This is a genomic window from Psychrobacter piscatorii, assembly GCF_043641605.1.
GTDB classification, from domain to species: Bacteria; Pseudomonadota; Gammaproteobacteria; order Pseudomonadales; family Moraxellaceae; genus Psychrobacter; species Psychrobacter piscatorii_C.
The window spans coordinates 1-23,700 of record NZ_JBHZRK010000007.1 but is presented as its reverse complement, the minus strand read 5'-3'; the positions used below and the strand labels follow the sequence as shown (position 1 = coordinate 23,700).

At 44.2% G+C, this 23,700-nt stretch carries 18 protein-coding genes; 5 read left to right on the top strand and 13 right to left on the bottom strand.

Annotated elements, in window-relative coordinates; genetic code table 11:
* Window positions 1-12 precede the first annotated feature (12 nt).
* From ACHUET_RS07920 to recG, 4 genes are all read right to left on the bottom strand, one after another.
* Complete coding sequence (locus ACHUET_RS07920) at window positions 13-3,105, bottom strand: efflux RND transporter permease subunit (RefSeq protein WP_394211975.1); 3,093 nt, start codon at window positions 3,103-3,105, stop codon at window positions 13-15.
* A complete protein-coding gene (locus ACHUET_RS07915) occupies window positions 3,102-4,442 on the bottom strand; it encodes an efflux RND transporter periplasmic adaptor subunit (RefSeq protein ID WP_394211973.1) in 1,341 nt (446 codons plus the stop codon). The genes ACHUET_RS07920 and ACHUET_RS07915 overlap by 4 nt, the downstream gene beginning before the upstream one ends.
* A gap of 102 nt (window positions 4,443-4,544) precedes the next feature.
* Window positions 4,545-5,228: a TetR/AcrR family transcriptional regulator gene (locus tag ACHUET_RS07910; protein ID WP_394211971.1), complete on the bottom strand. Its 684-nt coding sequence runs from the start codon at window positions 5,226-5,228 to the stop codon at window positions 4,545-4,547.
* Between the two features lie 73 nt (window positions 5,229-5,301).
* On the bottom strand, window positions 5,302-7,653 hold the full coding sequence (gene recG, locus ACHUET_RS07905; RefSeq protein ID WP_394211970.1) for an ATP-dependent DNA helicase RecG: 2,352 nt from the start codon (window positions 7,651-7,653) through the stop codon (window positions 5,302-5,304).
* A 301-nt stretch (window positions 7,654-7,954) separates the two neighbouring features.
* Here recG and ACHUET_RS07900 point away from each other — a divergent pair, with 301 nt between their 5' ends.
* Window positions 7,955-8,941 carry a patatin-like phospholipase family protein gene (locus ACHUET_RS07900; protein WP_394211969.1) on the top strand — a complete coding sequence of 329 codons (987 nt, stop codon included), beginning with the start codon at window positions 7,955-7,957 and terminating at the stop codon, window positions 8,939-8,941.
* 145 nt (window positions 8,942-9,086) lie between these two features.
* Here the strand turns inward: ACHUET_RS07900 and ACHUET_RS07895 are convergent, their stop codons facing one another.
* Window positions 9,087-9,674 (bottom strand): hypothetical protein, encoded by a 588-nt coding sequence (locus ACHUET_RS07895; RefSeq protein WP_394211967.1) that lies wholly within the window; start codon window positions 9,672-9,674, stop codon window positions 9,087-9,089.
* A gap of 341 nt (window positions 9,675-10,015) precedes the next feature.
* Here ACHUET_RS07895 and argA point away from each other — a divergent pair, with 341 nt between their 5' ends.
* Window positions 10,016-11,338, top strand: a complete 1,323-nt coding sequence (argA, locus tag ACHUET_RS07890; RefSeq protein WP_394211965.1) for an amino-acid N-acetyltransferase — start codon at window positions 10,016-10,018, stop codon at window positions 11,336-11,338.
* 94 nt (window positions 11,339-11,432) lie between these two features.
* Here the strand turns inward: argA and ACHUET_RS07885 are convergent, their stop codons facing one another.
* Entirely contained in the window at window positions 11,433-12,164 is a 732-nt protein-coding gene (locus ACHUET_RS07885; protein WP_058025059.1) for an FKBP-type peptidyl-prolyl cis-trans isomerase, read from the bottom strand.
* A 462-nt stretch (window positions 12,165-12,626) separates the two neighbouring features.
* Between ACHUET_RS07885 and ACHUET_RS07880 the strand changes: the two genes are divergently transcribed.
* On the top strand, window positions 12,627-14,297 hold the full coding sequence (locus ACHUET_RS07880; protein WP_394211963.1) for a mechanosensitive ion channel: 1,671 nt from the start codon (window positions 12,627-12,629) through the stop codon (window positions 14,295-14,297).
* A gap of 137 nt (window positions 14,298-14,434) precedes the next feature.
* Here ACHUET_RS07880 and ACHUET_RS07875 read toward each other — a convergent pair whose 3' ends face one another.
* Window positions 14,435-15,874, bottom strand: coding sequence for a hypothetical protein (locus ACHUET_RS07875; RefSeq protein WP_394211961.1), 1,440 nt, complete (start codon window positions 15,872-15,874; stop codon window positions 14,435-14,437).
* Window positions 15,875-16,168: 294 nt separating this feature from the next.
* Here ACHUET_RS07875 and budC point away from each other — a divergent pair, with 294 nt between their 5' ends.
* Window positions 16,169-16,951: a meso-2,3-butanediol dehydrogenase gene (budC, locus tag ACHUET_RS07870; RefSeq protein ID WP_371532766.1), complete on the top strand. Its 783-nt coding sequence runs from the start codon at window positions 16,169-16,171 to the stop codon at window positions 16,949-16,951.
* 141 nt (window positions 16,952-17,092) lie between these two features.
* On the opposite strand, the gene ACHUET_RS07865 is transcribed toward budC, so the two are convergent.
* The 3 genes from ACHUET_RS07865 to ACHUET_RS07855 all read right to left on the bottom strand — a co-directional run bounded on the left by ACHUET_RS07865 (window position 17,093) and on the right by ACHUET_RS07855 (window position 20,603).
* Window positions 17,093-17,788: a lysophospholipid acyltransferase family protein gene (locus tag ACHUET_RS07865; RefSeq protein ID WP_394211959.1), complete on the bottom strand. Its 696-nt coding sequence runs from the start codon at window positions 17,786-17,788 to the stop codon at window positions 17,093-17,095.
* 164 nt (window positions 17,789-17,952) lie between these two features.
* Entirely contained in the window at window positions 17,953-19,839 is a 1,887-nt protein-coding gene (gene parE, locus ACHUET_RS07860; protein WP_238038570.1) for a DNA topoisomerase IV subunit B, read from the bottom strand.
* A 110-nt stretch (window positions 19,840-19,949) separates the two neighbouring features.
* Window positions 19,950-20,603 (bottom strand): YqiA/YcfP family alpha/beta fold hydrolase, encoded by a 654-nt coding sequence (locus ACHUET_RS07855; protein ID WP_394211957.1) that lies wholly within the window; start codon window positions 20,601-20,603, stop codon window positions 19,950-19,952.
* 188 nt (window positions 20,604-20,791) lie between these two features.
* Between ACHUET_RS07855 and ACHUET_RS07850 the strand changes: the two genes are divergently transcribed.
* The gene (locus ACHUET_RS07850) at window positions 20,792-21,052 is read left to right on the top strand and encodes a DUF1289 domain-containing protein (RefSeq protein WP_058025054.1); all 261 of its coding nucleotides are present in this window, start codon (window positions 20,792-20,794) and stop codon (window positions 21,050-21,052) included.
* A gap of 44 nt (window positions 21,053-21,096) precedes the next feature.
* On the opposite strand, the gene ACHUET_RS07845 is transcribed toward ACHUET_RS07850, so the two are convergent.
* From ACHUET_RS07845 to ACHUET_RS07835, 3 genes are all read right to left on the bottom strand, one after another.
* Window positions 21,097-21,876: a hypothetical protein gene (locus ACHUET_RS07845; protein WP_394211955.1), complete on the bottom strand. Its 780-nt coding sequence runs from the start codon at window positions 21,874-21,876 to the stop codon at window positions 21,097-21,099.
* A gap of 98 nt (window positions 21,877-21,974) precedes the next feature.
* The gene (locus ACHUET_RS07840; protein WP_394211953.1) at window positions 21,975-22,916 is read right to left on the bottom strand and encodes a hypothetical protein; all 942 of its coding nucleotides are present in this window, start codon (window positions 22,914-22,916) and stop codon (window positions 21,975-21,977) included.
* A gap of 156 nt (window positions 22,917-23,072) precedes the next feature.
* Window positions 23,073-23,435 (bottom strand): 4-fold beta flower protein, encoded by a 363-nt coding sequence (locus ACHUET_RS07835; protein WP_394211952.1) that lies wholly within the window; start codon window positions 23,433-23,435, stop codon window positions 23,073-23,075.
* Window positions 23,436-23,700 lie beyond the last annotated feature (265 nt).

The window sequence follows — 23,700 nt, the reverse complement described above, 5'->3', positions numbered from 1 at the left end:
CCATTTGACTCTCTACTTTATATCACGCTGTTTACCATGTGGCACTAGCCATTTGGCAAACCAGCCTGACACATCGTCCATCAACGTATAGACAACTGGAATGACCACCAGACTGAGTAGCGTTGACGTCACTAGCCCGCCCAATACCGCTGCTGCCATCGGTCGTCTAAAGGTAGGATCGGCATCGCCCCAGCCAAAGACCAGTGGCAACATCCCTGCACCCATCGCAATGGTGGTCATGATGATAGGCCGCGCACGCTTGCGACAGGCATCCATAATGGCCTCAAAACGCGCCAGCCCTCGACGCTGAGCAATCAGCGCGTAATCGACGAGTAGGATTGAGTTTTTGGTTGCGATACCCATGAGCATAATAAATCCAATCATCGACGGCATCGACAGACTGCTATTGGTAATCACCAAACCCACAAACGCGCCGCCTATCGACAACGGCAATGCCATCAAAATGGTAAATGGCTGCAATAAACGACCGAACAATAAAATAAGAACGCCTAAGATACAGACCACACCCACCGACATCGCAATGATAAACCCACTAAAGAGATCCGCCATGTTCTCGGCTTGACCTTGATCAATGATGGTAATCGAAGGCGGTAATTGCTGCATCGTTGGCACGGATTTGACCGCTTGCACCAAATCACCTAGCTCGCCATCTGCTGGTTGCACTGTGATGCTAATTGCACGCTCTCGATCCAACCTGCTAATCTGCGCAGGCCCTGTACCAAAGTCTAGCGCTGCGACTTCGCCCACACGCACTCCTTGCCCTGCAGGCATAGTACTCGGCACGTACAGTCCTTCTAACTGACTGACGTTTTGCTTGGCAACATCTGGTAGACGCACTACGATAGGAATCTGACGCGTATCAAGATTGAGCTTAGACAAGCGCTGCTCATAGTCGCCAACAGTCGCCACACGTAACGTGGTCGCAATATCTTGCGTCGTCACGCCTTTGTCCGCCATCGCCAGTCTATCGGGTGTTACCGTCAGCTCTTGACGTGGCAGGCTGCGATCACTGGTGACAGCGCCAGCACTTGGCAAACCGCGTATCTCAGTCATGATTTGCTGAGCCGTTTGCTCAAGCAGTTGAGGATTGGTACTGGTTAATGAAAAGTTATAACCACTCTCCCCGCCGCTCGATAGTCCAACCGTAAAGCGAGCACCGGGTACTTCGGTCATGAGCTGGCTAATTTTGCGTTCGATCTCTTGCTTGGTGCCTCGTTCTGCACGTGGGGCTAGTACGATATCTAAGCCCGCAATATTTTCAGCTTTACCGCCGCCACCATCCGACGCACCCATCGACGCCTGCGCCTCTCCCACTGAGGTAAAGATATTCGTCACCTCAGGCATGGCTAGAATACGAGCACTGGCAAGCGCTGCCACCCGTTCTGTATCTTCTAATGCCACATCAGGCGTCAGTTCAATCGCCACTCTCGTTTGATCGATATCGTTATCAGGGATAAATGCGGTTGGCAATAGCTTGACCAGACCAAGCGATGCCACAAACAGCACCAGCGTTGCTCCCATCGTCAGCCAGCGACGATGCAATGTCCATGAGACGATTTTGAGATAGTATCCCATCATCGCACTTTGTTTTTCGACGTGGTTTTTTTCAGGTCGAAGTATGTATGCCGCCATCATCGGTGTAATCAAACGCGCCACCATGAGCGATGCGAAAATAGATAACGCCGCCGTCCAGCCAAACTGACGAAAAAACTGTCCAACGATACCGCCCATAAAGGCTGTTGGTAAAAATACCGCAATCAAAGTAAAGGTCGTAGCTACCACTGCCAGACCAATCTCATCAGCCGCTTCCATCGCCGCTTCATAAGGGGTCTTGCCCATACGCAAATGTCGTATGATGTTTTCGACCTCAACGATCGCATCATCGACCAGTACGCCAATGACGAGTGATAAGGCCAGTAGCGAGATAATATTGAGGCTAAAACCAAAGAGATACATGCCCAAAAAGGTAGGAATCACGGATAAAGGCAAAGCGACGGCTGCAACAATCGTCGCTCGAATATTACGTAAGAACAGAAATACAACGACGACCGCTAAAATGCCACCTTCGATTAACATCCGCAGAGATGCTTCATAATCCTCAGCAATGGGCGTCGCACGATCATAGACTTTTTCGATACTGATATTGCCAGTATCAGCAGTCAGCTTGGCAAGCTCATCATCAACCAGCGCCATGACATCGACTTCACTGGCACCGCGCGAGCGAGTGATGTTAAAAGCCACTACTGTTTTACCGTCAAGCTTAGCAATCGAGCTTGGGTCGGCTGCGCCATCAGTGATTTGTGCCATCCGCCCAAGGGCTTGTGTGCCACCAGTGGGAACTGCGACTTGTACATCGTTAAGTTCATTCGCCCGCTCAACCGCACCAAGGACACGAATAGTCTGCGTCGTATTTCCAACTTCTGCCTCACCGCCAGAGCTGTCTTGCTGGATGCCTGCGATTTGCTGCGAGAGCTGCGAGATGGATAATTTTAAACCATTCAGCGCAATCGGATCAGCGGCAACGGTAATCTCACGCTGAAGCCCCCCAACACGGCTGACGGTACTCACACCCGGTATATCAGAGAGCCGCTTGGTGACCGTATCATCCACAAACCACGACAGATCCTCTACGCTCATATTGTCAGAAGCCACAGAGTACGTGACTACTGGGAACCCTGCGGTAGATACCTTGGTAATAATAGGATCGTTAGCAGCGGCTGGTAGATCGCCACGTACCTCACCCACCGCCGAGCGTACATCGTCGACGGCTTCTTGAATGTCTTTTTCTAACACAAACTCGGTCGCCATTGTCGCAGCACCAGTCTGCAACGTGGTGCGGATATGACTTACACCTTCGATACTGGTCAGTTTGTTTTCAATTTTCTTAGCGATATCGTTTTCAAGCTGCGAGGGCGCGGCACCAGGCAACGTGACTGTCACTACCACAGCGGGCAGGTCGATATCCGGAAACTGCTGCACCTTCATTTTCATAAAGCCATAGATGCCGCCCAATGTCAGGAGCACAAATAGCAAGATTGCGACGAGCGGGTTTTTGATCGAGTAAGCGGAGACGTTTAGACTCATGACTGTGCCTGCGCTGCTGTATTGACGGCGGTACTGATTTGGCTCACACCATTAACGATACGTACCAAATCTCCATCATTTAAGAAACTACCACCTTGCTGCACAATATGGCTGTCACTTGGCAATGGTTCTAGTACGGCGACGTTTTCACCAAGTCGCTCGCCCAATGTCACTCGTTGTTGCTTGATACGACCCATCGACTTACCGTCTGTCGTGGTCAGATCAGTCACTAGCATCACATAGTCATAGCCATCGTTACTGACGATAGCGCTATTCGGAATCGTTTGAGTGCTGGCACTGCCGAGCAGGAACTCACCAGTCTGATACATGCCAGCGCGGATTTTTGAATTAGCCGCGAGGCTGGCATAAATCGTGATTTGGCGATTATTATCTGCCGTCGGTGCGATACGGCTCACCTGTCCCATCACACTATCATCACTCGGTAGAGCGACTCGTACGGGTGTACCAATATTGATATCGCCAATCAGCTTCGGATCTAACTCTGCTCGCCACTCCAATATGCCGCCTTTGATAATCGTAAATAATGGATCACCACCTGCGACCTGCCCAACCTCGATCATTTTTTCACTGATGATGCCACTGACAGGGGCAACCACTGTGGCATTGTCGAGCGTCAAACGCTGATTGCTTAAACGGGCTTTGGACGCTTGCAACGCTGCGCGGGCACGTACCTCAGAGGTACGGTAGCGATCGGCTTCTTGTTTACTGATGGCATCGATATCGATGAGTGGTAATACGCGGGCCGCATCGGCGCTGGCGTTGGCAAGTGTGGCTTCTGCCTCTGCCACGTCTGCCTCAGCTTGCAGCACTTGCTGCTCCATCGCATCGGTATCAAACATGGCGAGCATTTGCCCCGCTCTCACGCGGTCGCCCTCTTCGACCAATACACGCTCGATGGCCACACCACTGACTTTTGCACTGACATTAGCAATATCTTTGGCGTTGATGGTGCCATCAGCGCTGAGTGTGCGACCAATATCATCTTGGCTTGGGCTGACGGTTTCTACTGACAAGACAGACTGCTCCGTACTCGCAGCGCTATCAGCTTCATTGCCACCTGCCACACCACTAGAGGCTACCGGCTCATCTCGTAACTCGTCTGTATTACCGCCCCAATACTTACCAAGCAATACTCCAATCACAAGCACCGCAACCAATGCTGGCAACAACCATAGTGGCATTTTTGCAGGAAAGTTTTTAGATAAGGCATCAGATTGACGATACGGTGGTAGCTCAGCGTGTTGAGGTGTCTCAATATTGGTTTGCTGTCCGTTAGTCGGTTCTTGCTTATTATCAGGGTCTTTAAAGTCACTCATAGTCGGTCTCTATAAATACGGATAATAATAAAAGCAGCGCTTAAACGTTCACTTAAACCATCACTCAAAAACAATCACTGGACAGCCACTAGTCAGAACAGCCTATGAATTAGTGGTTAGTGCGCCATCTTTTTGTAGCAAGCTCATTGCTAGATTTTTTGCAAACGATTTAAGCTGTTGTTGTAACTCTGGTTGTTCATAAACCGACCCGCCAAGCGTGGCTTGTTGTAGTGACGAGTCAGTAAAAATACCGATGGTAAAATAAAGCAAGGTGAACAGGCGCAATGGCTTAGTATGATCGTCAGTGGGACCAAGAAATGTGGACAGATAGCCTTGAAACCGTGCCAATACTTGAATGTCATGTTCAAACAAAGTCACCATTTCTGGGTTATTTTGTACTGAGATATTCTGTGACGCTAGCTTAGCAATCGCTGGATTCTCAATCAGTAAATCCAAAGTTTTATCGATCCACTGCTCTAGCGCTTGGGCGGGCTCAAGTGTGCTATCTGCAATCGCGGCTTCCGTTTGAGATACAAAAGCCAACAGCTGACGAGCATGCATTCTACATACCGCTTCATACAGCGACCGTTTGCTTTGCCAGTGAAAGTGAATAGTGGAGATATTCTTGCCAGATGCTTTTGCAATATCTCGAGTAGTAACCGCTTTAAAGCCTTTAGCCGAAAACAGCACTTCGGCACATCGTAAAATGGAGGCGGCGCTACTATTAGGTTCAGATTCGACTCGATCAAGCGCGGTTTCAAAGTCAATTTCAGATAATTTTGTCATGGGTTATTATTAATCAATCAATTGATTGAGTCAAACATTTTAGATATCCAAACGGTATATAATAATAGCCCTTTTAAGCATTGGTATAACGACTCGCCTCAGGCATCCAGCGGTGAATCAGTTGGCTGACATCCGCTTTTCTCGCAGGATCTGCAATCAAGTGCTTGGCCAAACGCTGCGCAATGGCAAATAACTGCTCATCACGGATAAGATCGGCTAAATAGTAGCCAATATTACCTGTCTGACGTTTACCGAGCAGTTCACCCGGCCCACGCAGCTCTAAGTCTTTTTGAGCAATGACAAAACCATCGGTGCTATCACGTAGCACGTTCAAACGCTCTGTGCCTGTTTCTGATAATGGTTTTTGGTATAACAACACACAAAAGCTCTTAGTTGAGCCGCGCCCAACGCGCCCGCGCAACTGATGCAATTGTGAAAGCCCTAGACGCTCCGCATTTTCGATCACCATGAGCGACGCGTTGGGTACATCAACGCCCACCTCAATCACGGTGGTGGCAATTAACAAATCCAAATCACCCGCCTTGAATGCTTGCATGATGGCTTGTTTATCCGCAGATTTCATTTTGCCGTGTACCAAGCCGATGCGAATATCTAAGCGCTCATTTAAATCCTCATACGTGGCTTCAGCTGCTTGCGCATCGAGCACGCTAGATGCTTCTACTAAGGAGCACACCCAGTATGCTTGCCTACCCGCTTCGCAATTCACGGCAATGCGTTCGATCACCTCATCGCGGCGATTACGATCGATGGTCACCGTCGTAATTGGGGTACGTCCCGGCGGCAGCTCATCAATGATAGAGGTATCCATATCACCATAGACGCTCATCGCAAGCGTACGCGGAATGGGGGTAGCTGTCATAATCAGCTGATGCGGCGTACTATTGGCCACACCTTTATTGGTCAAGGCCATACGCTGCTCAACACCAAATCGATGCTGCTCATCAATGATCACGAGGCCTAGCTTGGCAAACTGTACTTGCTCTTGAAATAGTGCATGCGTACCAACGATGACTTGTACGGTGTTTTCTGCAACCGCTTCCAATGCCTCACGACGCTGTTTAGCAGTTTGCTTACCAGCGAGCCAACCAACACCAATACCTAGCGGCTCAAACCATTGTTTAAAATTCACGAGGTGCTGCTCTGCCAAAATCTCAGTCGGCGCCATGACTGCCACCTGCCAACCACTATCAAGCGCATAACCCGCCGCTCCTGCTGCGACCAAAGTCTTGCCAGCGCCCACATCACCTTGTACCAGTCGTAGCATGGGAATAGAGGTTGCCATGTCGGTCGTGATATCTTTCATCACTCGTTTTTGTGCACCTGTCAGATCAAACGGCAATGCGCCGAACAGCTTATCAGCCAGCGGACTGCGGGTAGTACATTTGGGTGCTTTATGCTGATGCAGCTGTTGACGACGGTACAACAGGCTAAGCTGATGGGCGGTCAGCTCTTCAATAATTAAACGCTGACAGGCAGCATGAGTACGCGCAGTCAGTTGGGTCAACAGTTTATATTGCTGGCTTGCATTAGTATAAGTGGGCGGCGTGTGCAGCAGCACTAACGCTTCAAATATCGTTAAGTTGTAGACATTACTATGAGCGATGCGAGCAGCCGCGCTATGAACATCGTTATTGACGTTGTAAACGGACGCAGTAGGCCTATTCACACTACTGCCAATCATATTATCAGGCACACTTCGCGCCAGCGTCGAAAAAATATCTTCTGGAAATTCTGTCTCTAACAGTACAGATTTGGCTGGCTCAAAAGGCACTAAGGGTAGATCAGCCACAACGGCAAAATCCTCCGTCGTAAACAGCGTCATCGGTAGACCTTGACTACGAACTGTTTGCAGGGCCAGTTTGATCAAAGTGCGTAGCTTATTTTGGTGCAAGCCTTTGACAGTAGGATAAATGGGCTGTAGACCCGTATCGGTCGTGGCTATATTATCTGTGATAATTTGATATTCAGGATGGTGTATTTGTTTGCCGTAACGACTGACTTTGACTTCACCAAACAGCTGTAGCCGTGTCCCCAGATTCATGGTCTGCGCAAGACCACGATAGACTTTGAAAAACCGCAAAGCTATGGTGCCTGTATCATCGTCCACAGTGACGGTCATGCCGCTACGTTTAGTATCGACATGGACCACGCGTCCGGTAATCATAGCCGACTGTCCGTGCACCACCTCTGCAATCGATACCAGTCGACTTCGATCTTCATAATCACGCGGCAAATGCAGTAGCAAATCAAATATCCGTTTGATATTCAATTGTGCCAATTGCTCGGCTACCTTTGTCCCGACACCTGCCAGCGCCGTCAATGGCATATCTAACGCCGAGAGTGGCAAGTCAGGCCTTATATGGTCTGCTGAATTGGCTGAAGAAACATTCACCGATACTGGCATCAAAGATCCTAACAAGGTTATTTATTATTTTTATCTGCGTCGTCGACTGTTTTAAATATAACTCACCTAAGGAAGATTGTCATAAAATTACCCGTAAAAACAGCAAAATATAAACATCGATTCATCTCATTATAGCTGAACAGTCAATGACTTATGCTAAGCTATTCCGTCATGACTGCAAAACCCTTTAAGACAACTTGTTTCCTTCTATTATATGAATAGTAGCTGTCTTATTTTCTACATCATGGTTTTTCTGCATCATGGTTTTTATAAATCACGGTCATTTTATAAGGTGTTTTTTATGTCAGACTCTGCTCTGTATCGACCGTCTTATCAAGGTTTAAGTATATTACGTCTTAGTATGCTTGCCATAGTTGGGTTATGTGTCAGTGCTTGCAGTACCCTAACACCCACTGCTCAAATACCTCAAACGCCAGAGCCTATCGTAGAGTTACCTAGTGTCGCCTTGGTATTGGGTGGCGGCGGTGCCAAAGGGTTTGCTCATGTGGGTGTGATAAAGGCATTGGAAGAGAATGGCATCAAACCAACACTGATCGTCGGCACGAGTGTCGGTAGCTTAATCGGTAGCCTGTATGCTAGTGGGTACACGCCGTTACAGCTTGAGCAATTGGCACTGACCACCAGCGATAGCCAGTTGACGGACTTTACGTTGTCCAATCAAGGCTTTGTCGAGGGCATCAAACTCAAAAACTTTGTGAATGAAAAAGTTCGTGGACAAGTCATAGAAGACTTTCCAATTACCTTTGCCGCCGTTGCAGCAGAAAAAGACACTCTAAAAAAAGCTGTGCTGACCACTGGCAATGCAGGGCTTGCTGTCCAAGCATCCTGTAGCGTGCCAAATATTTTTATCGCCCCGCGTATTCCAGAAAAAATTGGTAAAAAATATATTGACGGTGGCGTGGTCAGCCTCGTACCCGTTGATAGTGCACGCGACTTGGGCGCTGATATTGTTATCGCTGTTGATGTAACTACCGCTCAAGTCAATGGCCCTATTGATAATAGAGCACTAACCATCAGCTCATTAAGCGACTTTTGGGGCTTTCTCGAAACCAATGTGGTGTCCCCTACCAATCGCTCCCCATCAATACGCCGCGAACGAGATCGCGCGGACATTGTCATTACGCCTAATGTTGGTCGTAATAGCTCAATAGATACCAGACAACGTCGTGCGCTGATAGAAGCAGGTGCACAAGCCACGACGCCACAAATCCATGCCATTAAACAGCTAATTCGAGAGAAATCTACTAGCAAATACGTAACGCTTTAAGTAACTCTATCTAAATACTAATGAATACGGATTTCAATCAACGTCGAACACAGCACATAAAAAAGCACCAACGTTATAAACGGTGGTGCTTTATCAATAATAAACATCAATATCTGGCGAACTTTTTACTATAAAGGTCTTAGCCTTATTTAACACGCGCGCGATATTTTACTGCAACGGTATCATTCAAGCCGACACCTTCAAGATCCCAACGAACCGCTTTATAATATTTTAGTGCGACATCTTGTAGTTGATTGTCTACCTTGGTACGTAGTGGCATACGGGCGAAGTTGTTGCCATCGACGCTACCATATGGGAATTCAGGTGACACTGTACTCAAAAGCTCTACTTGATCTGGAATACTCATGGTGACCGTCATCTTACGGACGCGATCAGCATTGGTGTTGGTAAAGTATCCTTGATACTCCAATACATTACCTGATTGCAAACGAGTGTTGGTATCGACAGGGACGAGTACTTCTTGACCATTGGCATCAACACTGACCAACGATGCTGTGATTTTACTATTGACCGCTTGAGCACTTGAGTTGCTGCTCGCATTTGTATTGGCTTGAACTGCCATTGAGCTATCAACTGCTTGCTCTGGTGTCGGTAGCATGGCAGATGCCTGCGTGACTACCATCGCACCGATGAGCGTACCGGCAACAACGTGAAATAAGCGATGACCGCTCCAAGCACTAAATGGGCTAGCAAATTGGTTACTTTTTTTCATAATTCTCATTATCCCTGATTGATATATCGGTAAAGCACAGATGGCAAAAACTGAGTTGTCTTAACACATAGTCAATAATTAAAAGAATCAGATTCATTATTTTTATTGATTATCTTCGTTCATTGACAGTAAAGCAATAGCGCTTAGCATAGCAAAAAGCATTTGTGTGTACATTAACCCCGTGTTGAGGTTGTGTATATCACTGATGGGCAATAAAAAGACCTTAACACAGCTGAAATAAAAGATAGCTCATAACCGCGTTTTTTGCTATGGTAAATCTTTAGCGTTAGGCATTTTTTTGCTACGCCCTTTTTCTTATTCTAACGACTACTGCTCCCATTATGACTACTAGTTCCATGCCACAGATTAACCCTGAATACGTCCATTGGTTCCGTAACTCTGCCCCATACATTAATACGCATCGCGGCAAGACCTTCGTGATTATGTTTGGCGGTGAAGCGGTCAATCATCCTAACTTCAGCACGCTGATTCATGACTTTGCCTTGCTCCATAGCTTGGGTATCAAGCTGGTACTGGTACACGGGGCGCGACCGCAGATCGAAAAAAACCTAAAAGACGATAATATTGAATCTCCACTGCATCAAGACATTCGTATCACGCCGCGTGCTGCAATGCCCGCTATCCTGCAAGCGGTTGGCGCGATTCGCTTACAGATCGAAGCACAGCTGTCGATGGGACTGGCCAATTCTCCTATGTACGGCTCACGTATTGACGCCATCTCAGGCAATTTTGTCACGGCGCGCCCTTATGGCATTCGTGAAGGCATTGATTATCAGATGACGGGTGAAGTGCGCTCTATTGACGTTGAAGCCATCAAAAACAACCTACTGCATGACCATATCGTGATTTTAGGCTCTATGGGCTATTCTGCGACGGGTGAAGTATTCAATTTGCTCGCTGAAGACGTTGCGCTTAGCGCAGCGGTAGAGCTGGGTGCTGATAAGCTGATATTCTTGGGCGAAGAAGCAGGTATCAATGATGGTGATCGTTTGCTACATGAGATGATTCCAAACGAAGTGGATCGCTTCTTACGTGACCGTGATTTGAACTGTGAAATCAATTATTTCTTGAACTGCGCCAGTTTGGCTTGCCGTCAAGGTGTCCATCGCACGCATATCATCTCCTATGCCAAAAACGGTGCACTATTAGAAGAATTATTCACTCGTGACGGTTCTGGTACGCTGATTAGCCATGATCCTTATGAAGAAATTCGCCGTGCCAATATCGATGACGTCGTTGGCCTTATCGAGCTGTTATCGCCTCTAGAAGAACAAGGTATTTTGGTCAGCCGCTCACGTGAACGCTTAGAGCAAGAAATCGACAACTATAGCGTCATCGAACGTGATGGTATGATTTTGGGTTGTGCAGCGCTACATACGTTAGATGCAGAGTCCGCAGAAATCGCTTGCGTTGCCGTACGCCCTGAATATCGTAGTGGCAGCCGCGGTGCTGATTTGCTCGCGTTTTTAGAGCAGCAAGCGCGCAGCCATGGTTTGTACAAGCTATTTGTTTTGACGACTCGTACCGCGCATTGGTTCGTGGAGCAAGGCTTTGCGGAAGTTGAGGCAAGTGTCTTACCAGCAGCACGTCTGGAGAAGTACCACAATGGTCGTAACTCTAAAGTCTTTCAAAAAAACCTATAGTTTATAGCCAAACTGATATAAAACCTTTGCTCACAAAAAAGCCTTCATAATCATTATGAAGGCTTTTTTTATATACTAATGCTTCAACCGCGCATTACTTTACTTTCAATAGCTCAACCGTAAAGATAAGCGTGCTGTTTGGCTCAATACCAGCGTTACCCGCTTCGCCATAGGCGATGTCTGATGGGATATAGAACTCGTACTTGCCGCCCTCTTTCATCAACTGTAGACCTTCCGTCCAGCCAGCGATTACTTGGTTCAGTGGAAACTCAATTGGCTCACCACGCTCATATGAGCTGTCAAATACGGTACCATCGATCAATTTACCTTCGTAGTTCACTTCCACCACGTCAGTTGCTTTTGGCGATTTACCTGTACCTTCTTTCAATACTTTATATTGCAGGCCAGAATCTGTTTGCTTCACGCCTTCTTTCTTCGCATTTTCTGCTAAGAATGCTGTGCCAGCAGTTTTATTTTCTGTCGCTTTGGTTTGCATGTCTTTTGCGAACTGTTCTTCTTGCTCTTTTTGATACGTCATCAATACTTCTTGCATTTGCTCTTGGGTCAATGCTGAATCATTGCCTTCGTAACCATCACGGAAACCTTTTTCAAAAGTATCGAGGTTCAAATCTTTGACAGCTTCTTTATTGCCTTCTGCCATCATGAATCCTAAGCTATAGCCCACTTTTTCACTTGCTGAGCTCTGTTCAGTGATAGAAACGCTTTGAGCAGCTGTTTCTTGACTGCCGTTATTGGTGCTACAGCCAGTCATTAACAACATAGCACTAGCAAGGGCGCTAATGCTTAAAGTAGTGATTTTTTTCATAGATTACTCTCTGATTGTAAGAATAGTGGCGAGATGTCACATTGCTCTATAATAACAAATCTAAGTTTTGGGAACCACGCTTTACATGAAATTATCGGGCGAATGTACAGTCTGTGTTAATATTCCCTATTATAATAACAAGTTATCACACAAATATAGTGGCAGGTAAAGCTTTCTATCTTTAAATCCATCAATACATAGGCTAAGCTAAATTGGTTAAGGAGATAAGTAATCGAATGTTGGTATTTATCGTTGATATATGAGTGTCAGTAGCAAAGCGATAACTAAAAACCAGACTGATACTTTTGATAATCCTCTTTATTCGAAAATTATAATATCTTCGCCTAACTCAATTTAAAGACACTATTTATAATAAACCATCTATATATTTGTCTCGTTCAACAGTGATTGTACTAACAATACTTTTGAGTGTTACCTATAGGATGATTCAAGGAGGATAAGATGAACCCAATGTATACATCTTTTAACGGTTATCTTGGTGGGCCTATCGGTTCTATCATTGGCGCTATTTTGATATTTATCATTGGTTGGCTGGTCGCACTCGGTATCGCAGCACTTGTCCGCGGTGTGCTCTCTAAAGTCAATCTTAATCAACGCATGAACTCTTCAACCGGTAAAACTTACGATCTTGAGGGAATTATCTCCAAGATTGTTTTTTGGTTTATCTTTATCATTGCTATTTCAGGGGCGCTGAGCCAACTAAACTTAAACTCAATTTCGGCACCATTTGCAAATATGGTTAATCAAGTATTGGCATTTATCCCTAACCTCATCGGTGCGATTGCACTTGGTGTGATTGGGTGGGTCATCGCCACGGTAGCACGCACTGCAATCAATGCGGCGCTTTCTAAAACAACAATGGACGAGCGTCTAAGCGCACAAGCAGGCGTAAAACCGATGAGCAGCACCATCGCTGATATGGTTTACTGGTTCATCTTATTGGTTGTTTTGACCATGGTACTCGGTCAGCTAGAGCTTGATGGTTTGTTTGCACCATTGACAAATATGGTCGACAAAATCTTCAGCTTTATCCCTAACATTCTAATCGCTGGTGTGGTCTTTGTCGTTGGTTATATCATTGCCAAAGTCGTACGCGGCATTGTGACCAACCTTGTTTCTACTTTTAATGTTCAAGAGTTAGCGACGAAAGCTGGCTTGAGTGAACAAAACAGCCTACCTAATATTGCCGGTTCGCTAGCATTTTTAGTGGTTATTATCCCAACGATTATTGCTGCTTTGAATGCATTAAAAATCGACGTTATTGCTCGCCCTGCGACCAATATGTTGAATAAAATCATGGAAGCATTGCCAAACATCTTCATGGCAGTGGCTATCTTGTTTGTGACTTTTTATGTTGTACGTATGGTTGCAAATATTGTCAAAGGATTGCTTGAAAACACTCAAATCAATCAAATGCCTGCCAAAGTTGGCTTGCAAGAGACTATGGGTGACAAGAGAATCTCTGACTTAGTTGCTTATGCGATTATCTTCTTTGCTATGCTATTTGCTGCTATTGCAGCTGCTGATTTACTAGGTTTTGAGCCTATCTCAGCTATTATTACTATGTTTATCGCATTTGGCGCTAACATCATCTTAGGTGCGATTATCCTGTTTATCGGATTTTGGCTTGCCAATATCATTGCAGGTGTTGTTGAGCGTTCTGAGCAAGGTTCACAATTCTTAGCAAATATTGTCCGTGTATTGATTATGGGCCTTGTACTTGCTATGGGTCTAAAAGCAATGGGTATTGCAGATTCAATCGTGAATCTAGCATTTGGCCTAACGCTAGGTGCCGTAGCCGTCGCCTTTGCCCTATCATTTGGTCTTGGTGGTCAAGAAGCAGCCGCACGCTTCCTACGTAAAATGCAAGATAAAATGGATCGTGAGCGCGACGAAGCAAAAGCAAAATCTACGCTGCAGCCAAGCTCATCAACACAAGAAAAAGTTGCTGATTCAGTTCGTGACAACACACCTTCAGCTGCTAGCACGTCAACGACTAGCTTGCGTACTGATGTGATTGACACTCCTCGCGTAGATACTGATACCAATGATATCTATAACAGTGATCAAATCCTTCCTGGTAATGATCTTAACGATGACATCAATAAATAAGTATCAATAATTACCTACTCTTAGATAAGAAAAAGACAGCCTAGGCTGTCTTTTTTTGTGAGTGTCAGTATAAGTTTGGCTTACAGCAGCTTCTAACAGAATACCCAGCTCGATTTCCAAAGTATGTTACGTGCTCATTATTTCTTTCGCGCAGGTACAGTAAGACTTAGACGTACTTGAGGCAAGTTTTCAGATTGAGGATGACTTTCAGAGTTTTGAGCGGTTTTCTTCTCCGCCTCTTGCGTATTTTGATGCGATTTTTTACTCTTTAGTTGTTGTATTTGCTTCGTTAGCTGCCGCTCTCTTTGCGTCATCGCGTCCACTGACTGAATCCACACATCAATATCGATAAATGTTTCATTTGCCTCAGTAATAAAGTCGATACCGAGTACAACGATATGATGCAGCTCTGCTATCGGCAATCGAGTCGCAACATCCTGTGCAATCTTGGCTAGATTCGGTTGAATAGCATTTTTGCTATTGTGTGCTTGAGCGTCTTGTCCATAGAATATCAGTACATAATGTCGCCCCAAGCTTTCGTAAGAATGCTGATGTACGATATAACCATCTTGTTGCAGCGCCTTACTTTGCTTAGGATGTCTATATAGCGTACGGATCAACTCATGACGCGAAAATAGAGACTCATCTAATAGTTGTTGCTGCCAACGAAACCCTAGCAGCTCGGTTAATGATTTTTGGTCATTATTAGATGTCTGCTTATCAGCATATGCTGCTATCATTTGTGTACTGAGCTGCGACCATAGCGTGGCTGCCTGCTGCATATGCTGTTGATACATCTGCGCAGTCGTGCTCTGATTCTTATATGCAAGTGCCATAGCCACCAATGCTGGATTGGGTTTATCCTGAATGTCGTACTTGATAAGTGCATTGTCTACTTTGATCGCAGGTGTGAATAAAGAGGCATTTTGCAAAAATTCAGCGACTAGCACTTCTTCTGATACAAAACTTGGGACATGGCTGATAGCCGAATACTGTAGTTGCTCTAAGTGATGACTCAAAAACCGCCATAACTCACAGGGTGTTTGTACCGCGATCAGTATTGAATGCCAGTCGTGCCAGCTGAAGACTTGCAATTGCTGCCCGCCCTCACTCATGTCTACAACCAAGTCCTCCAAAAAATAACGAGCACCAAAAGCATGTTGCAAGTGATTTGCTTGCTTGCTGTCCTGACTATCAGTATTTTTCTCATGACTATCTACTACATCATCAGTAAGCTGAATATCAAAAACCAAAACATCATGAGTCTCTGCAACATGTTCATTTTGAGACAATGATGATTTATGCCATGCCAGCGCAGCCTTTATAGCAGCCATACGTGCTCGCTCCATATCAGCTGAGCTTGTACTCATGGGCAAGTATAATGTCAGTGCCAGCAGTTGCAGCTTGCCGGCCGAGAGCTGGTAATGATAGTGGCGGGTGCTATAGCGAGCATCATATTGCTGTTCAATAGTCTGCATACCAGCCAAAGCGATGTCTACCGCTGCTGCCTGTAAGTAACAGGCCAGCTCACTAGCAAGATAGCCCCCATCGGATATTGTAGTAGACGAATGAGACACAGATTCTAGCCCTTTATAATCTTATGATATGTGATGAATGACATTTTGGCTGATTAAAATGACGGCATATTTATAAATATAGTTATCAGCGTTTCAACATTTTTACGAATGTAAAATTACGCTACATAAGCACTATCAGACACAGTCGCTTTCAACGTAATGACTTGTTATGATGATATCAAAGCAGCAATGCTTGTGCGTGGATCTTATAGTTATAAGCTGCGCTCACGTATCAATGTCAGGTACGTTTATCGAATTTTAATAAGCACTATATAATAACAAGGATTGAGCATTATGAAGCGTTTTAAAGAAAAAACCGTCATCGTTACTGGAGCAGGCTCAGGTATTGGCCGGGCAACTGCTATTCGCTTCGCCGAGGAAGGCGCGAGAGTCGTTTTGGTAGGACGTACGGCTGAAACATTAGAGCAGACAGCAGCAGAGTTCCCAGAAGATCATACGTGGATTCATACCGACAACTACCTATGTGTTACTTGTGATATCAGCGTACAAAGCCAAGTACAAGGGATGATTAGCAGCGCGATTGATAAGTTCGAGAAGATTGATATTTTGGTAAATAACGCAGGAAAAGCGATTCAAGGTAAAATAACAAACCTATCCTCTGACGATTGGCACTCGGCTATCAATATCAATTTAAATGGTACATTCTATGTCTGCCAAGCCGCCATGCCTCATCTAATCGCCACCAAGGGCAATATCGTCAATGTCTCATCTCTCTCAGGTATGGGCGGTGATTGGAACATGGCCGCTTATAACGCTGCTAAAGCGGGTGTCACTAACTTGACGCGTACGCTAGCAATGGATCACGGCCCTGATGGTGTGCGTGTCAACGCCGTCAACCCAAGCGTGACCAAAACCAATATGACGACTGCTATTCAAGACAATGACAGCAAAATAGATAAGTTTCTAGCCCGTTGTCCACTTGGACGTTTGGCAGCACCAGAAGATATTGCCGCCGCAATTACCTTTTTAGCCAGTAATGATGCCTCTATGATTACTGGGGTAAACCTACCAGTTGATGGTGGTGTCAGCGCATCTAATGGGCAGCCACAGTTTTAGTATATTGGCTGTTTGATTGATAAATACTAAAGTAATCCAATTAAAAAAGCCCCTAATAATTTCATATCAGGGGCTTTTTTGTTTTTAGAGCTAAATTATAAAAACTTATTAAAATTAGTACCAATAATGCTGCCATAAGCTTTATTCAGCTGCGTTATTAACATCCTGTAGCGGCTGCGATAAACGCTCAGGGTGGCGCGGCATCACGCCTTGGTACTGGGCATAGATTTTTGGCAAATCTGCTTCGATATCGCCAGTTGGATGGACCAGAGACAAAAAACGAACTTCCTTGGTATTATAATCTAGCGCAACTGGCAAGATAGGAACACCAGCACCGACGGCCAAATAATAAAACCCCGTCTTCCAGCTTTCGGTATATTCTCGTGTACCCTCTGGCGCCAACCCCAAAAATAGCGGCTTTCCCGTTTTAAATTTATCGATACTTGATTGTAGTACTGAGCCTTTATCACTACGATTGATAGGAATGACCCCTATCCAATTCAATAATTGCGCAAATACAGGCACCTTAAATAGTGTGTGCTTACCCATGATACTAATTTTCAAATCCAGCGCAAATAAGCTAGGAATAGCGTAAACCCCATCAACATTAGAGGTATGCGGTAGTGCCAATACCACGGCCTGAGAGATATTAGGTATCTCACCGACCGTCCGCCATCCCGCTGTTTTCATCAACCATGAGCCGATGACGGGCGATACTTTATTGCCACGCCTAGGCACGTTTTCACCCACCTGCTCTCTACTAAGATTCGGCAGTATTTTTGAGCGTGCAGACGGAGCAGCATCAGACTTAGAGCGTTTAAAAATCTTTGGTATCATGACAATATAATATAATGAATATATTGATATCATAACATTAAGCCTCTAGGGCGAGGCTGATTTTTGCGTGCTTTTACTATGGCAAAAATTGCTTAGCTATAAATATAAGTAATGACCCATTACGATATTTTATACATGCATTTCTGAAAACTCACTGCTACTTCTTAAGAAATATCAGCCAAATCGCCCTTGCTCTCTAGCCACGACTTACGATCAGCGGCACGTTTTTTCGCTAGTAACATATCCATAATGCCATTGGTCAATACCATATCATCCATATCTAGCTGTACTAACCTGCGTGTATCACGGCTCATCGTCGTCTCGCGCAATTGCTCAGCACTCATCTCACCGAGTCCTTTAAAACGGGTAATTTGCGCTTTTTTATTACCCGGTACCTTGGCTAAGATATGCGCAAGCTCTGGCTCATCTAACGCGTAATGCACCTCTTTACCCACATCGACACGGTACAACGGCGGCATGGCCACAAATAAATGACCGGCATCCACTAGCGCAGGGAAATGCTTCACAAATAACGCGCAGATCAGCGTCGCAATATGTAAGCCGTCAGAGTCAGCATCTGCCAAGATACATATCTTGTCATAGCGCAGCTCGGACAGATCATCGGAGGCAGGATCCACACCGATCGCAATGGCGATATCATGAATCTCTTGGCTGGATAGTACCGTGTCTGATGACACTTCCCACGTATTCAAAATCTTACCACGCAATGGCAATATCGCTTGATAATGACGATCACGTGCTTGCTTGGCACTACCACCTGCCGAGTCACCCTCTACTAAGAACAGTTCCGCACCATCACGCAGATCACCGCGGCAATCTGCCAATTTACCCGGTAGGGCAGGTCCTTGTGTGATTTTTTTACGAGCGACTTTTTTGGCTGATTTTAGGCGGCGTCCAGCTTTATTAATCGCCAATTCCGCAATCTGCGTACCCATATCAGCATGTTGGTTTAGCCACAAGCTAAAAGCATCTTTTGCCAAGGTCTGTACAGCGCCAGCAGCCTCGCGGCTAGATAAACGTTCTTTGGTCTGACCAGAGAACTGCGGCTCAGAGAACTTCAAGGATAAGATATAGTTCACGCCATCCCACACATCTTCTGCCGTTAGCTTTACACTGCGCGGTAGCAAGTTATGAATATCACAAAACTCACGCAACGCTTCTAAAATACCTGTACGCAGTCCATTGACGTGGGTACCGCCCTGCGCTGTCGGGATCAGGTTCACATAGCTTTCCTGAATCGGTGTGCCACCATCAGGCAACCAAGACAATGCAAAGGTAATAGCAGCACGTTCACCCGCTTTTGCATCATAATTATAATAAAACGGTGCTTCTGGCAATGTTTCAAGGCCGTCTAGCTGCTCGCTTAGATACTCAACCACCCCATCCGTAAACTGCCAAACGACCTTTTCATCATTAATATCATCGGTGAACTCAATCGTTAGTCCCGCGGCCAAAACTGCTTTGGCTTTTAGATTGTGCTTGAGCTGCTTAACGTTAAATTTTGGCGTATCAAAAAAGCTACCATCTGCCCAAAAGTGCACTCTGGTACCACGTTTGCGTTTGTTGGAGCTGACCGCTTCCGTCAACGGCGTCACGGCTGCGCCATTTTCAAATGCCATATCAAACTGGGTGCTATCACGCCATACCGTCACTTCAACACGTGTGGATAGCGCATTGACGACAGAGATACCCACCCCATGCAGACCGCCTGACACCTCATAATTAGAAGTCGAAAACTTACCACCCGCATGCAAACGGGTCAAAATCAGCTCGATGCCGGATTGACCAAACTCAGGGTGAATATCAGTCGGCATACCGCGCCCATCATCTTCGACAGACAACGACCCATCACTGTGCAATTGCACCTTGATGGTTTTGGCATAACCCGCCAACGCTTCATCCACCGAGTTATCAATGACCTCTTGCGCCAAATGGTTTGGACGCGTGGTATCGGTATACATACCTGGGCGACGACGAACGGGTTCAAGCCCTTCTAAAACTTCTAACGATTGCGCATTATATTGACTCACAAATGCATCCTTAACTATTCATGTGCGTTTAACTCTATAAAACCATTATAACGAAAAACAGCGACGTTAAGGTCAATAGTCCATCGTTCACGTCATATAATGTCGTCTATCTAAGAATTTACTAACTCTCGTAGCATCTCTATCACCATCGGTAACTGCTCACCAAAATCACTAAAGCGATGGTCTCCACCTGCTTGTACAGTTACTGATGCACCCTGACTTTGATAAAAGGCCTGAGACAACTCAGAGTTTAATAACTCATCTCCTTGTTTAAGCAGTACAGCGACTTTATTGGGATAAGTGACTTGGGATATTTGATGATCTGCAAACCACTGTAAATCTGACGGCGTAATACCCCAACCGCCAGCCGTTGTATGCAGGACGTTGTTATCCGATGACCCATCACTATTGTCTTGAGCGAATATTGAAGAATCAGAAAAACGCTGTAGCGTGATATGAGGTTGAATACTAGGATTTAGCAGCAATGCAGGACAACCTATTTGATTGCTTATTAAAGTGGAAAAATAACCACCCAATGAGCTACCGACCAATACCGTGTTGGACGATTCCGTCTGCTCATCTTGGCTATTGTTTAACCCTTCTATCAATGACAACAGCTGCTCACGCACTTGCGCAGGCGATTTATTCAAATCAGGACGCAGCACCGTGATATCAGGATGATGCTGCTTGCAATGTTTTTCTAACAGCATGCCTTTGGTCGAGTTTGCATCGCTGTCCAGTCCATGGATATAAATCAGGTTCACGTATCATCTCACTTATTAATTTTGTTATGATTGTCTTATATAGGCCAGTAGCGCTAAGCATAGCAACCGATGCACAAAAATAATAACAATAAAACGGCACACTATTAGTCGGTATTTGCGACATAATAATATGGTCATAATCGTTTTGTGCCAGTCAAAGGAATGACGGTAATAGCAATGGAGTCGCCATGAATCAACAGTTTGAGCTGTTCGACATTGACAACCCTTGTATCGGTGTCTGTGAAAGCAATAAAAAAGGCTATTGCTTTGGTTGCCTGCGCAGTCGAGCCGAGCGCCAACGATGGCATCATATGACGACAGAGCAGCAACGCGAGGTGCTAAGGCTGATCGCAGGACGTAAGCTACGTATTGAGCTCATGCGACTGCGTAAAAACGAGCAGTTGGGGTTTGATTTTGAAGAAGACGTTGAGATGGGTGAGTTGTTTTAGGGTTTTAAGAATTGCCACATAGAATCAATCTTTCAATGCATATTCTAATTATTTTTTAAATTAACCGGATAAGTTTTATTACCTAAAGTCAAGGTAACTGGCACCCCTATCTTCATTAATTCAAAACCTAAGTGTGATGGCTTTTCTATGCCATTTGGCATCATAGAGATATAAATATCTATGCCGCCGTAGAACCTAAGATATAAAAGATAAATACCAAATTGATCAGGTTCAGAAAATTGATAGTAAAAAACTTCAGAATTTTCACCTTGCTTAGGTATACCTGACAAATCTATTTGAGCTCTATCCTTAATAAACTGAACAAAATTATTATTACTTACATCTGTATTATGAAGATAACCAAGTAAGACCTTCACTTCACCGCTAAATTTATGATTAAAATGTTTAAGATACAATTCATAAGCTATGTGTTCAAAGCATCTATTTAATCTAATATGATCTGGTGTTCCCCAAATGACTTCTAAAAAATCATTATTCTTTGTTTGTATGAAATAATGCTTCTTTTTAGTAAAGGCCTTATCTATAAGTCTCGTCGAGCTTCTTCTAATAGCTCTATCAACTTTGCCAAATTTATGCCTATAACCAATCGAGTTGTTGCCAAATATATCGGCTAAGCTAACTAAAAGAAACTCATCATCTTTACTCTTGCTACTGTTATGTACTTCACAAGATGGAACTGTAATTAAGTCTTTTCGATAGTTTTCACCAGCTACATCTTTTTGCTCTGGAAAAATGCATTTTGGAGGTACATGTTCTTTAGAAACAGCTTTTTCCTCACACATGTAGCAATATTCAAATTTCAAAATAAAAATCCATACAAAATTAACATAGCGTCAAGTAGGCAAAAAATATTAATAATAATATGAGCAAGAGTAAAACCTACTGCCTGTTTTAGTTCTATTTATAATACAAGTGGAAGAATATTCCAAGCGACATTATGTTTTTGCTCATAGCAATCATAGACAAATAAGTCTGTTCTAGTGTTAACAGGGAGATCTATTTTCGGTATGTAATACGTAGATGGGTCGCTTTCATTAAGGCTAATTTTAAAATGTTGATTGATTAAAGAAGATAGCGTGTTGTTATTGTTAAGCAGGCTGAATGGGCTAAACCTCGCACAGAACATAACTATATTAGCTGAAACTGCATCTAAGACATTTTCTAATGTCGCTTCGTTGAATGAAGAATTTCGATCATGTTTAGTCTTGTTGTATGAGTCGTACCATTTTAATGATTTTGTCGGTTGAGATATATCCCATTGAGAAAATGGTATGAAGCTTCGTAACTCATTATAATTCTTGAAAATAATTTGAAATTCATTTAAACGAGCTTTAGACAATAGTTTTACATAATCATTTGTGGTAAAAATCCGATTGTTTTGAGGTAATACTCCTGAACTTTTAAATATTGATACCCATAAGTTTTCAACCTCTGTACATGCCAAAATAAGTAGTTCTCTGGATTTATGTCCGTAAGATTTTAATCCATTCTGATCTGGTTCAATATACAGTAGCAAGTCATCTAATTTTTCTATCAATACTCTCAATGCTTGCTCGGCTGAACGTTGCTCAAAAGCGTTGATTTTCAAAGCATCATGAATGTCCTGTGTATAATATAGAGATGGCCTCCAAAGGTTTTCTATGGAATTACCAATGGGTAATTGTAATGGCGTTATATCTTGAGCTCCAAACACTCTAATTACCCAATCATGCAAACTGTCGCTTTTACCTTCAATTACTGTCAGACCGACAGAAATAACATTGAAACCATAATTTTTACCGTAAATATGAACGAAATGTGAGTCTGTTTCGTAGGCATAACCTAGAGCATTTCTTTCATGCAAATTATCTATCCATCCAGGTATGTTAGTTTGCGTATTTGTATAAAAAACTCCGTTCAATGTTCTCTCTCGCTCTATATGTACCATCATAATGTAAAAAATAACTATTAAAGAAAATATTTATAACTGATTGAAAAAGTATCTATTAACGTAGTTTTTCTAAGCATTCAGCCACTGACTCCAATTTAATTTTGACCATCCACCTAAAGGATTTAATGGTTTTAGAGGTTGAAGTGGATTTAAAGGCTTCAGTGGACGAAGTGGTTGTAACGGCTTTAACGGCCTCAAAGGAGTAAGTGGCTTTAAAGTACCACTTGGAGTAGTCCCATCAAGCCATAAAACAGGTTTACCATTGCGATCAAGTAGCGAACCTCTGTTAAATGGACCTAACCACTGCAATGAATTCGACGAAAAGAAATTACCGTCGCTTAAGAAAGCAACCCACTGTAGATTTAAATCAAAAACGTTTTCTCCATCAAACCAGCCTGATAGCTCTGCATATTGATCAAATATTGGCGTCATAAATTTTCCTATATATGTTTAGTATTATTTTATAAATTTGGATTTAATTGTAAAGTTTATCAATCCTATAGAAGTTATACCATATATTATTAAACACCTGTTGATAATATATTAAATGTGAATTGTTGAGGATCTTATTAGCACGCAAAGAAAAGCCCCCTTCTGTTTTCACAGAAGGGGGCTTTTACTTAGAATAGAGAGCTGACGATGACCTACTCTCACATGGGCGAACCACACTACCATTGGCGCAACGATGTTTCACTTC